Raw genomic sequence first — 12,192 nt, 5'->3', positions numbered from 1 at the left:
GCGGCGGTGCCGCCCGGCGGGTCCGCCTCCGGTGGCGCGCCTTAAGCCGCCCGCACCTGGGCGACGAAATCGCCCACCTCGGCGCGCAGCCGCTCCGACTGGCCGGAGAGTTCGCTGGCCGCGGTCAGCACCTCCCCCGCCGCGACGCCGGTCTGCTGCGCCCCCTCGCTGACCGAGGCGATGTTCACCGTCACCGCCTCCGTCGCCTGCGCCGTCTGCTGCACGGTGCGGGCGATCTCGGCGGTGGCCGCCGTCTGCTCCTCCACCGCGCTGGCGATGCTCACCGTGGTGCTGCTGACCTCGCCGATGGTCGCCGCGATGCCTTCCAGCGCCGCCACCGCCTCCCGCGTCGCCACCTGCATGGCGGCGATCTGCGCGCCGATCTCCTCGGTCGCCTTGCCGGTCTGGCTGGCCAGGTTCTTCACCTCGGAGGCGACGACGGCGAAGCCCTTGCCCGCTTCGCCCGCGCGGGCGGCCTCGATCGTCGCGTTCAGCGCCAGCAGATTGGTCTGCCCGGCGATGCTGCTGATCAGCCCCACCACCTCGCCGATGCGCTGGGCATTCTCGGCCAAGGCGCGCATCACCGCATCGGTGCGCCGCGCATCCTCGACCGCGCGGGCGGTCACGCCGCTGGCCTGCGCCACCTGCCGGCTGATCTCGCCGATCGAGGCCGACAGCTCCTCGGCCGCCGCCGCCACGGTCTGCACGCCGCGGCTGGATTCGCCCGCGGCCATGGCGACGCGCCCGGCCTGCTGGTCGGTGGCGCCGGCGGTGCTCGACATGCCGCGCGCGGTGGATTCCAGCTGCGCCGCCGCCGCGGCCAGCACGCCCACCATCTCGCCGGCGCGGCCCTCGAAACCCTGCACCAGCCGCGCCAGGGCGGTGGCGCGGCGCTCCTTCACCGCGCGCTCCTCGGCCTGCTCCCCGGCCAGCCGGGCCGCCATTTGCAGCCCGTTGCGGAACACCTCGGTGGCGGCGGCCATGCGGCCGATCTCGTCGCCGCGGCCGAGGCCCGGAATGCTCGCCGACAGGTCGCCGGCGGCCAGCATCTGCATGGTGGCGGTCATCGCGACGATCGGCCGCGTCACCCGGCTGCGCACCAGCAGCAGCCCGCCCAGCATCAGCGCCAGCGCCACCAGCATCAGCGCCACGGCCAGCGCCAGATTGGTGCCGGCGGCGGCGGCCTGCGCATCCGCCTCCGCCATCACCTCGCGCAGCGCCAGCATCGCGACCTCGGCCACCGTGGTGACGTCACCGGCGCTCAGCCGCTGGAATTCCGGCAGCGGCATGGCTGGGCGGCCGGCCGCCAGATCCTCGGCCACGGCGCGCTGGCGCGCCATGAAGCCGGCGGGGAAGCGCCCCTCCAGCGCGGCGATCGCCTGGCGCAGCGAGTCCGGCAGGCCGGGCCGCCCCGCCATCGCCAGCACCTGGCCCCAATGCGCCGCCACCTGGCCGCGCAGCTCGGCGGCGGTGGCCAGCTCGGCAGCGGTGGGGGCGCGGTTGGCGGCCAGCAGCACCTCCGACATGCCGCCAATGCCGCCGGCGGCCAGCCGCGCCGACCAGACCGACTGCTTCAGCGCCAGGAGCTGCCCGATCGCCGGGTTGATGCCGAGCACCAGGTCGCTCAGCGCCGCATCGGCGCGGCCCAGCGCGTCCAGATAGGCCTGGCTCTCGCGTCCCGCGGCGGCGGCCAGCGGCGCCTCCCGCGCCGGGCTGGCCAGGGCGGTGTCGATGCGGTCGCGCAGCGCCGTCATGGCGCGCTGCGCATCGCCCAGCGGCGCGGTCAGCGCACTGTCCAGATCGGCCGCGTCCATCGCCTGCTGCGCCCTGTCGAAGGCGGCATTGGCACGGCCGCGCAGCGCGTCGATGCGGGCGCGCGCGGCGGGCTCCACGGCGGTCGGGGCGGCCAGCGCGGCCAGCATGGCGGCGCGCTCCACCCGCGCGGCGTTCAGCGTCTCGAACAGGGCGCTGTCGATGCGCGACAGGGTGGCGACGCGCTGCGCCTTCTGCCGCGCCTGCCAGGCCTCGTTGAGGTCCAGCGCCGCACCGGCCACGCCGAGCACGCCGAGCGCCCCGATCACGCTGCCCAGAATCCCCCGCACCGACATCCGTCCCAGCATGCTCTGCCCCCTCGAAGCCTGACGGTCCGGCATGCGGGGCGCTTGCTGACGGGACGTTAACCCTTTTCCGCCGGCGCCGCGTTGCAGACCCGCGGCGCGAGCGGGGCGGCTCAGCCCATGGCCGGCATGGCGCGGCCGCCCACCAGCCGCAGGATGCGGGTCGGCCGCTCGACGCCCAGCAGCCGGTGCGCGATCAGGATGACGCTGCGGCCCTCGGTCGCCGCCTCCAGCGTCTCCAGGAAGGCGCGCTCGGCCAGCGGGTCCAGCCCCGCCCCTGGCTCGTCCAGGATCAGGATATCGGCCGGCGCCAGCAGCGCGCGGGCCAGCGCCAGGCGCCGCCCCTGCCCGCCCGAGAAGCGCGCGCCGCCCTCGCCGCAGGGGGTCTCCAGCCCCTGCGGCAGGGCGCGGATCTCCCCGGCGATGCCGGCCCGTTCCAGCGCCTGCCACAGCGCGGCGTCATCGGCCTCGGGCGCGGCCAGGCGCAGATTGGCGGCGATGCTGTCGTCGAACAGCCGCGCATCCTGCGTCAGGCAGGCGATGCGGGCCCGCACCGCGTCGGCGGACAGGCTGGCCAGGTCCACGCCGCCCAGGGTGAAGCGCCCGGCCTGCGGCGCGGCCAGCTTCAGCAGCAGCGTCGCCAGCGTCGACTTGCCGGCGCCCGAGGGCCCGAGCAGCGCCAGCCGCCCGCCTTCCGGCAGCTCGAAGGAAAGCTCCTCGAAGACCGGCTCGCGATCCTCCGCCCAGGCGAAGCGCACACCCTCGGCCCGCAGCGCATGGCCGCGCGGCGGCGCGGCGGGCTGCGCCGGCTCGGCCACCGGCGGCGGGGTGTCGGCGGCCTCGAACAGCCGCCGCGCGCTGGCGCCGGCGGCGGCCAGCGCGGTGCCGGCGCGCGGCAGGGCGGCCAGCGCCTCGCCGGCGGCCAGCGCCAGGAACAGCCCGATGATGGTGGCGCCCACCGCCCCCGGCCCGCCCGCCAGCCCATAGCCCAGCGCGCCCAGCAGCGCCGCCTGCGCCAGCAGCGCCCCCGCCGCCCCGCCCCAGGCCGAGCGGCGCGAGAGCTGCGCCTGGGTCGCGGCCAGTTCCCCGGCCGCCGCCTCCACCCGCGCCAGGGCGCGCGGCTCGGCATTGGCGGCCAGCACATCCTCATGCCCCAGCAGCGGGTCCACGGCCGCGGCGCGCAGCCGGCCCTGCGCCTCGGCCACCGCGGCGGCGGCCCGCGCCGCGCCCGGCGCCAGCAGCGGCGGCAAGGCGAGCGCCAGCGCCAGCGGCAGGGCGACGATGATGGCCAGGCCCGGCCCGGCCAGACCCAGCAGCAGCCCGACCGCCAGCACCACCGCCAGCGCGGCAACGCCGGGGACGAGCGCGCGCAGATAGAGCCCGTCCAGCGCCTCCACATCGCTCACCAGCCGGCCCAGCAGGTCGCCGGCGCGGCGCAGGCCGAGGCCCGCGGGCAGCCGCTCCGCCAGCCGGCGGAAGAACCAGATGCGGGTGTCGGCGAGCGCCCGGAAGGTGGCGGAATGGGTCACCAGCCGCTCGGCATAGCGGGCCAGCGGGCGCACCGCCATCAAGGGGCGCAGCAGCAGCAGCGAACCCACGGCAACGCCGGTCAGCGCGCCGGTGCGCAACCCTTCCGACACGCCGCGGCCGGCGAAGCCCAGCAGCGCCACGCCCGCCAGCGTGGCCAGCACCGCCATCGCCGCCCCCGCGACCAGCCAGGAACGGCGGGCATGCCAGAGGCCGAGGACACGGGACAGGTCGGTCAGCATGGCATCGCACTCAGATAGAAAGTTCCCGGGCTCCGCCCCGGGCCCTGCCGGGGGGACAGGGTCCCCCCGGACCCCGCCTTCAGAGAAAAAATCCTCATTCGCCAGCCATGCGGGCCACACCCGCACGGCCCACCTCCAGCTCGATCACCCGGCCGAACCGGCCGCGCAGCGCCGCCGAATGCGTGGCGATGATGGCGGTGCGGCCGGCACACAAGCGGCGCAGGCTGTCGATCAGCTCGGCCTCGGTGGTCGGGTCCAGATGCGCCGTCGGCTCGTCCAGCAGCACCAGCGGCGCATTGCGCAGGAAGGCGCGCGCAATGGCCACGCGCTGCGCCTGGCCGCCCGACAGGCCGAACCCGCCCTCGCCCACCGGGGTGTCCAGGCCCTGCGGCAGCGCCTCGGCGAAGTCCAGGACACGGGCGGCGCGGGCGGCGGCCTCGATCTCGGCCGCGCTCGCCTCGGGGCGGGCCAGCGCGATGTTCTCGCGGATCGTGCCGCGGAACAGATGCGCCTTCTGGCCGACATAGGCGGAGAGACGGCGCAGCTCCTCCGGCCGCAGCGCCGTCGCGTCCCGCCCGTTCAGCGCGATGCGCCCGGTATCGGGGCGGCGGAAGCCCATCAGCAGCCTGAGCACCGACGACTTGCCCGAACCCGACGGCCCGGCCAGCACCAGCGCCTCCCCCGGCATCACCCGGAAGGAGAGGTCGGTCAGCGCCGCGCCGCGCGCGGCGTCATAGGTCAGGCCCACACCCTCGAAGGTGACGACGACGCTGGGCGGGATCTCGGCCAGCAGCAGCCCCTCGGGCTCGGCCGGCGCCTCCAGCAGCGGCGCCAGCGCGGCGGCGGCGCCCTGGGCGGCCATGCGCTCATGATAGGCGGCGGAGAAGCCGCGCAGCGGGGCGAAGAAGCCTGGCACCATCAGCAGGCAGAACAGCGCCGCCTGCGGGTCGGGGTGGCCGCCCACCAGCAGATTGCCATGCCGCCAGGCCAGGCAGCCCAGCACCAGGGCGAAGATCACCTCCAGCACCAGGCCGGAGAGGAAGGCCACCCGCAGCACCTTCATGGTGCGGCGGCGCAGATCGTCGGCGGCGGCGCCGAGCGAGGCCGCCTCCGCCTCCTGCCGGCGGAACAGCACGATCTGCGGCAGGCCGCGCATACGGTCCAGGAACCGCCCCGACAGCGCCTGCAGCGCGTCGAATTGCCGCTTGCTGGCCAGCGCCGCGCCGATGCCGGTCACCGCCATGCCGACCGGCACCAGCGCGCCCGCCACCAGCAGGATCAGCCCGCTCAGCGCATCCTCGGCGGCCACCGCCAGGGCGATCAGCAGCGGGCCGAGCCCGGCCAGGATGGCGGCCGGCAGCCAGCGGGCGAAATAGCCGTCCAGCGCCTCCACCCGGTCCACCACCAGCGCGCTGCGCTCGCCCACCGGCCGCTCATCGGCCGGGCCGAGGGCGAGCAGGCGCGCGAAGGCGCGGCGGCGCAGGCTGGCGCGGGCGGCGGCACCGGCCGCCGATTGCGCCCGTTCCTGCGCCATGCCGAGGCTGATGGAGAGCAGCGCCAGCGCGGCGGCGGCGCCGAGATCCAGCCATTGCGGCGGACCATGGCCGAGCAGCGCGGCCAGCAGGCGCGCCATGAACCAGGCCTGGGCCAGGCCACAGGCGATCGCGGCGAGGCCGAGCAGGATGGGGCGGGCCAGGCGCGACCGCCCCTCTCGCGCGGTGGCGGCAAGCAGGGCGCGGGCCGCCGCCGCCTCGGCCGGGGGTGGCTTGGACATGGGTGCGCTTCTTAGCGGTTTTTCTGTGTCGCGGGAACCGCGCAGCAACCTGGCCTGCCGCTTGCTAACGCCGCACGACCCGTATGCCCCGCCGCGCCGTCGGCGGGCGGAGCCATGCGGCCCGCCAGCAGGCGGCCGCGCCAGGATGGAGAGAACGCCGATGCTGCCGACCCATGGCCGATACGACTACAATCCCTGGCCGAGCCGGCCCGCCTATGGCTGGCCCATGGGCACCAAGCTGGCCGTCTATATCGGCGTCAACCTGGAGCATTTCGCCTTTGGCGAGGGCCTGGGCATGTCGCTGGCCCCGGGCGGCCCGCAGCCGGACGTGCTGAACTATGCCTGGCGCGACTATGGCAACCGCGTCGGCGCCTGGCGGCTGCTGGAGCTGCTGGACGAGCTGAAGCTGCCCGCCACCGTGCTGCTGAACAGCGCCATCTACGACCACGCGCCGGAGCTGGTGGCGGCGCACCGCAAGCGCGGCGACGAGATCGCCGGCCATGGCCGCACCAACAGCGAGCGGCAATCGCTGATGCCGGAGGAGGAGGAGCGCGCGCTGATCGAGGAGGCGACCGCCGCCATCGCCGCGGCCGAGGGCAAGCCGCCCGGCGGCTGGCTCTCCCCCTGGATCGCCGAGACGGTGCACACCCCGGACCTGCTGGTCGAGGCCGGCTACCGCTACACGCTGAACTGGTGCGCCGACGACCAGCCGATCTGGATGCAGACGCGCGCCGGGCGGCTGCTGGCCATCCCCTACCCGCAGGAGGTCAACGACATCCCCTCGATCGGCGCGCGCAAGGACAGCGCCCAGACCTTCGCCGACATGATCGTGGCGGATTTCGAGGAAAGGCGGCGCCAGACCCGCGGCGATGGCAAGCCGCAGGTGATGGGCATCGCGCTGCACCCCTATATCGTCGGTCAGCCCTACCGGATGCGGGCGCTGCGCGCGGCGCTGGCGCATATCGCCGAGCAGCGCGACGCGGTCTGGCTGACCACGGCCGGGCAGATCTGCGACCATGTGCACGCCATGCCGGAGGGGCTGGTGCCCTGAGCCGGAGGGCGGGGGCCTGTTGCGCCCCCGCCTCGCAAGGTCTCAGAAATCCAGGTCGGCGTAATGCGGCGGCGGGTTCACGCCGCTGACCCGGTCGGCCAGCAGCGGGCGGAAGGCCGGGCGGGACTTCACCCGCGCATACCAGTCCTTGGCGGCGTCGTTCAGCGACCAGTCGAGATCGCCGATATAATCCAGCGCCGAGAGATGCGCCGCCGCCGCCAGATCGGCCAGCGACAGGGAATTGCCGGCCAGCCACAGCCGCGTCTCCGCCAGCCAGCCCAGATAGTCGAGATGCGGCTTCAGATTGGCATAGCCCGCGCGCAGCGCCGCCCCATCCGGATTGCCACGGCCCAGCAGGCGCTTCCACTGCTTCTCGACCAGCAAATTCTCGGTCACCTCACGGGCGAATTTGCCGTCGAACCAGGCGACCAGCCGGCGCACCTCGGCGCGCTCGCCAAGGGTGCGGCCCAGCAGCGGCAGGTCCGGATAGGCCTCGTCCAGATATTCGCAGATGGCGTAGCTGTCGGCCAGCGACAGCCCGTTCTCCTCGACCAGCACGGGCACGGTACCGGCCGGGTTCATCTCGAGGAATTCCTCCCGCCTTTCCCAGACCCGCTCGATGCGCAGTTCGAAAGGGATGCGCTTCTCGGACAGGACGAGGCGCACCTTGCGCGAAAAGGGGCAGAGGGGCTGGTGGTAGAGAATTCTCATGCGCGCTGCCGGGACCATGAAGAGAGGGGGCCGCTTATCGCATGCAGCCACCCTCAGGGCTAGGCAAGCGCCCCCCAAGTTTTTTTCACGCCGCTTCCATGATGCGGCCAGGAAGCGTCAGCCTGACAGCGAAAACCCCTGGCGGGGAAGGGCTGGACGCCCCTCCCCGCCCCGGCGTCATTCGGCGGCGATGGCGAGATCTTCCATCGGCTGCGGCAGATACCGGGAGAATTCCTTGGGCACGACGTGCCAGAAATGCTCGCGCTCCGACGCCCAGTCATTCAGCAGCCGCGCCGCGTGGCGGGAACCGGTCTCAGCCGCGTGGCGGCCGATCAGCCCCTGCAGGAAGCCCTCCCAATGGGCGGAGGAGAGACGCTTCCACAGCAGCGTGTCCGGGTTCAGCCGCTGCTCGAAGCTGCCATCGCGGTCATAGATGAAGGCCTGGCCGCCGGTGAAGCCGGCGCCGAAATTGTCGCCGACGCTGCCCAGGATGACCACCGCGCCGCCGGTCATGTATTCGCAGCCATTGGCGCCCACACCCTCGACCACCGCGGTCGCGCCGGAATTGCGCACCGCGAAGCGCTCGCCCGCCTGGCCGGCGGCGAAGAACTCGCCCGAGGTCGCGCCATAGAGGCAGGTATTGCCGACGATGGCGTTCTCGTTCCAGACCAGCGGCGAGGAGGGCGCCGGGCGGACGACGATGCTGCCGCCCGAGAGGCCCTTGCCGACATAGTCATTGGCGTCGCCCAGCACCTCGAGCTTCAGCCCTCGCACCGCGAAGGCGCCCAGCGACTGGCCGGCGGAGCCGCGCAGCCGCACCGTCAGATGGCCGGGCTGCAGCCCCTCCATGCCGAATTTGCGGACGATCTTGCTGCTGATCTTGGTGCCGATGGCGCGATGGGTGTTCCGGATGTTGTAGGCGAGCTGCATCTTCTCGCCCCGCTCGAACAGCGCCGCGGCGTCGCGGATCATGTCGGCGTCCAGCGTCTCCGGCACCTCGTTGCGGCCTTCCAGCGTGCAGTAGCGCGGGAAGGGCCCGGCATCGGCCTGCACCAGCAGCGGGTTCAGGTCGAGATCGTCCAGATCCTCGGCGCCGCGGCTGACCTGCTTGAGGAATTCGGTGCGGCCGATCACCTCCTCCAGCTTGCGGAAGCCGAGGCTCGCCAGGATCTCGCGGATCTCCTCGGCGATGAAGGAGAAGAGGTTGATGACCTTCTCCGGCGAGCCCTCGAATTTCTTCCGGAGTTCCTCATCCTGGGTGCAGACGCCGACCGGGCAGGTGTTGCTGTGGCACTGGCGGACCATGATGCAGCCCATGGCCACCAGCGAGGCGGTGCCGATGCCGAATTCCTCGGCGCCCAGCATGGCGGCGATCACCACGTCGCGGCCGGTCTTGAGGCCGCCATCGGTCCGCAGCTTCACCCGGTGGCGCAGCCGGTTCAGCAGCAGCACCTGGTGCGCCTCCGACAGCCCCATCTCCCAGGGCAGGCCGGCATATTTGATGGAGGACACCGGCGAGGCGCCGGTGCCGCCCGAATGGCCGGAGACCAGGATCGCATCCGCCTTGGCCTTGGCCACGCCGGCGGCGATGGTGCCGATGCCCGAGCGCGAGACCAGCTTCACGCAGACGCTCGCCTCGGGGTTGATCTGCTTCAGATCGTAGATGAGCTGCGCCAGATCCTCGATCGAATAGATGTCGTGATGCGGCGGCGGCGAGATCAGCGTCACCCCCGGCGTCGCATGGCGCAGCTTCGCGATGATGCCGCTGACCTTGAAGCCGGGCAGCTGGCCGCCCTCGCCGGGCTTGGCGCCCTGCGCCACCTTGATCTCGATCTCGCGGCAATTGTTCAGGTATTCGGCGGTGACGCCGAACCGGCCGGAGGCGATCTGCTTGATGGCCGAATTGGCGTTGTCGCCATTGGCGCGCGGCCGGGCGCGCGCCGGATCCTCGCCGCCCTCGCCGCTGTCGCTGCGGGCGCCGATGCGGTTCATGGCGATGGAGAGCGTCTCATGCGCCTCGGGGCTCAGCGCGCCGAGCGAGATGCCGGGCGCGATCAGGCGCTTGCGGATCTCGGTGATGCTCTCGACCTCCTCGATGGCGATCGGCTTGCGCGCCTCGGCGCGGAAATCGAGCAGGTCGCGCAGCGCCACGGGGGGCAGCTTGCGCACCGCCTCGGAGTAGCGCTTGAAGGTCTGGTAGCTGTCGGTCTCCACCGCATTCTGCAGCAGGTGGATCAGGCTGCCATCGAAGGCATGCGCCTCGCCGCGGCGGCGCAGCTTGTAGAGCCCGCCCACCGGCAGCACGGCGGCGTCACCCCCCCAGGCCTTGCGGTGCATGTCGAGCACGCGCCGCGCGATGCCCGAGAGGCCGATGCCGGAGATGCGCGACTGCGTGCCGGGGAAGAACTCGGCGACCAGGGCGCGGGACAGGCCGATCGCCTCGAAATTCATCCCGCCGCGATAGGAGGACAGGACGGAAATGCCGATCTTCGACATGATCTTGAGCAGCCCCTTGTCCACCGCCTTGCGGTAGGAGGCCACGCAATCCTTCAGCGATTTCTGGCCGAACAGCCCGCGGCGGTGCCGCTCGGCGATGCTCTCCTGCGCCAGATAGGCGTTCACCGTGGTCGCACCCGCGCCGATCAGCACGGCGAAGTAGTGCACATCCATGCACTCGCCTGCGCGGACATTCAGGCTGGTGAAGGTGCGCAAGCTGTGGCGCACCAGATGCGTGTGCACGGCGCCCACCGCCAGGATCATCGGGATGGCGGCGCGTTCCGGCCCCTGCGCCTCATCGGTCAGGATCACATGGGCGCAGCCGGAGCGAACGCCCTCCTCCGCCTCGCGCCGGATTCTCTCCAGCGCGCGGCGCAGGCCGGCTTCGCCCTCCTCCACCGCGAAGGTGCAATCCACCTCGCAGGCGGTGTCGCCCATATAGCCGCGCATCGCCGCGAATTCGGCGTTGGACAGCACCGGGCTGTCCAGCATCAGCATGTCGCACTGGGTCGGATCCTCGTCGAGGATGTTGCCCAGATTGCCCAGCCGCGTCTTGATCGTCATCACCCGCGTCTCGCGCAGGCTATCGATCGGCGGGTTGGTGACCTGCGCGAAGCTCTGGCGGAAATAGTGGTGCAGGCCGCGATACTGGCCCGACAGCACGGCGACCGGCGTGTCGTCGCCCATGCTGCCGATGGCCTCGGCCGCTTCCTCCGCCATCGGGTGCAGGATGGTCTCCAGCTCCTCCAGCGTGAAGCCCATGGCCAGCTGGCGGCGGCGCAGCGCCTCCCCCGTCACCGTCGGGCTCTCATCCACATCGGCGCGCACGATGTCGTCGATGCGGGTGGTGCGGTTGATCCACTCGCCAAAGGGGTGGCGCGCGGCCATCAGATCCTTCAGCTCGGTATCGCCGAAGAAGCGCGGCGCCTCGAGATCGACGGCGATGCACTGGCCGGGGCCGACGCGGCCCTTGGCGATGATGTCGCCCTCGGCCAGCTTCACCATGCCGGTCTCGGAGCCGACGATCAGCAGCTTGTTGCTGGTGATGTTGTAGCGGATCGGGCGCAGCCCGTTGCGGTCGAGGCCGGCGATGCACCAGCGGCCATCGGTGGCGCAGACGGCGGCCGGCCCGTCCCAGGGCTCCATCACCGCGTTGCAGTACATGAACAGGTCGCGATGCGCCTCGGGCATCGTCGCATTGCTGCCGATGCTCTCGGGGATCAGCATCGCCTTGGCCATCGGCGCGTCGCGGCCGCCGCGCACCAGCAGCTCGAAGACATTGTCGAGCGTCGCGGTGTCGGAGCCGCCGGCCTGCACCACCGGCTTGATGTCGTCCATATAGGGGTCGAGCAGCGCATGGGCGAGCCGCGTCTCGTGGCTCTTCATCCAGTTGATGTTGCCATGGACGGTGTTGATCTCGCCATTATGGGCGAGCATCCGGAAGGGCTGCGCCAACCGCCACGTCGGAAACGTGTTCGTGGAATAGCGCTGGTGGTAGATGGCGAAGCGGCTGACGAAGCGCTCGTCCAGCAGGTCCGGATAGAAGTCGGTCAAATTCTCCGCCAGGAACATGCCCTTGTAGATGATCGAGCGGGCGGAGAGGCTGCAGAGATAGAGTTCCGGCACCTGGGCGGCCAGCGCCTGCTTCTCGATGCGGCGGCGGATGACGTAGAGGTCGCGCTCCATCGTCGCGATGTCGCGCTGCTCGGGGTCGAAGATCAGGATCTGCTCGATCTCGGGCCGCGTCGCATTGGCCTTCTCGCCGATGCAGGAGACGTCGATCGGCACCTGGCGCCAGCCATAGATGCTGTAGCCGGCATTCAGGATCTCGGTCTCGACGATCTGGCGGCAGCGCTCCTGCGCGCCGAGATCGGTCTTCGGCAGGAAGACCTGGCCCACCGCGATGCGGCCCGGGCGCAGCCGGTCGCCGCCGCGCTCCACCACCTCGGCGAAGAAATCCTGCGGGATCTCGACATGGATGCCGGCGCCGTCGCCGGTCTTGCCATCGGCATCCACGGCGCCGCGGTGCCACACCGCCTTCAGCGCGTCGATGCCGGCCTGCACCACGTCGCGGCGCGGCTTGCCGTCCAGCGCGGCGACCAGGCCGACGCCGCAGGCATCATGCTCGGTGGTGTCGAGATGCGCCGCGCCGGTCAGCAGATCGTTGTTGCGGCGGTAGCTCTCGGCGAAGGCGGCACCGGTCTCGGGCAGGTTGCTCATGGTGCGATCCCTCTGGTCGCGGCCGGGCCGGGGAGCCCGGGTGGAGGTTTTCGG

General features: G+C 72.3%; 6 protein-coding genes. 1 reads left to right on the top strand and 5 read right to left on the bottom strand.

The genetic code is table 11. The features are described from left to right. Positions 1-41: 41 nt before the first annotated feature. From QE401_RS05045 to cydD, 3 genes are all read right to left on the bottom strand, one after another. Positions 42-2,120: a methyl-accepting chemotaxis protein gene (locus QE401_RS05045; protein ID WP_307137170.1), complete on the bottom strand. Its 2,079-nt coding sequence runs from the start codon at positions 2,118-2,120 to the stop codon at positions 42-44. A 110-nt stretch (positions 2,121-2,230) separates the two neighbouring features. After that, positions 2,231-3,886, bottom strand: coding sequence for a thiol reductant ABC exporter subunit CydC (gene cydC, locus QE401_RS05040; RefSeq protein ID WP_307137169.1), 1,656 nt, complete (start codon positions 3,884-3,886; stop codon positions 2,231-2,233). Between the two features lie 94 nt (positions 3,887-3,980). After that, complete coding sequence (gene cydD / locus QE401_RS05035) at positions 3,981-5,660, bottom strand: thiol reductant ABC exporter subunit CydD (protein ID WP_307137168.1); 1,680 nt, start codon at positions 5,658-5,660, stop codon at positions 3,981-3,983. Between the two features lie 160 nt (positions 5,661-5,820). Between cydD and QE401_RS05030 the strand changes: the two genes are divergently transcribed. Then, positions 5,821-6,711 carry a polysaccharide deacetylase family protein gene (locus QE401_RS05030; RefSeq protein WP_307137167.1) on the top strand — a complete coding sequence of 297 codons (891 nt, stop codon included), beginning with the start codon at positions 5,821-5,823 and terminating at the stop codon, positions 6,709-6,711. Between the two features lie 42 nt (positions 6,712-6,753). On the opposite strand, the gene fzlA is transcribed toward QE401_RS05030, so the two are convergent. Next, on the bottom strand, positions 6,754-7,422 hold the full coding sequence (fzlA, locus tag QE401_RS05025; RefSeq protein ID WP_307137166.1) for an FtsZ-binding protein FzlA: 669 nt from the start codon (positions 7,420-7,422) through the stop codon (positions 6,754-6,756). Between the two features lie 177 nt (positions 7,423-7,599). Further along, positions 7,600-12,138, bottom strand: a complete 4,539-nt coding sequence (gltB, locus tag QE401_RS05020) for a glutamate synthase large subunit (RefSeq protein ID WP_307137165.1) — start codon at positions 12,136-12,138, stop codon at positions 7,600-7,602. Positions 12,139-12,192 lie beyond the last annotated feature (54 nt).

The organism is Pseudoroseomonas cervicalis (genome assembly GCF_030818485.1).
Taxonomy (GTDB): domain Bacteria; phylum Pseudomonadota; class Alphaproteobacteria; order Acetobacterales; family Acetobacteraceae; genus Pseudoroseomonas; species Pseudoroseomonas cervicalis_A.
Note: the sequence above shows the minus strand (reverse complement) of the source record. Positions and strands in the feature narration are given on the sequence as shown.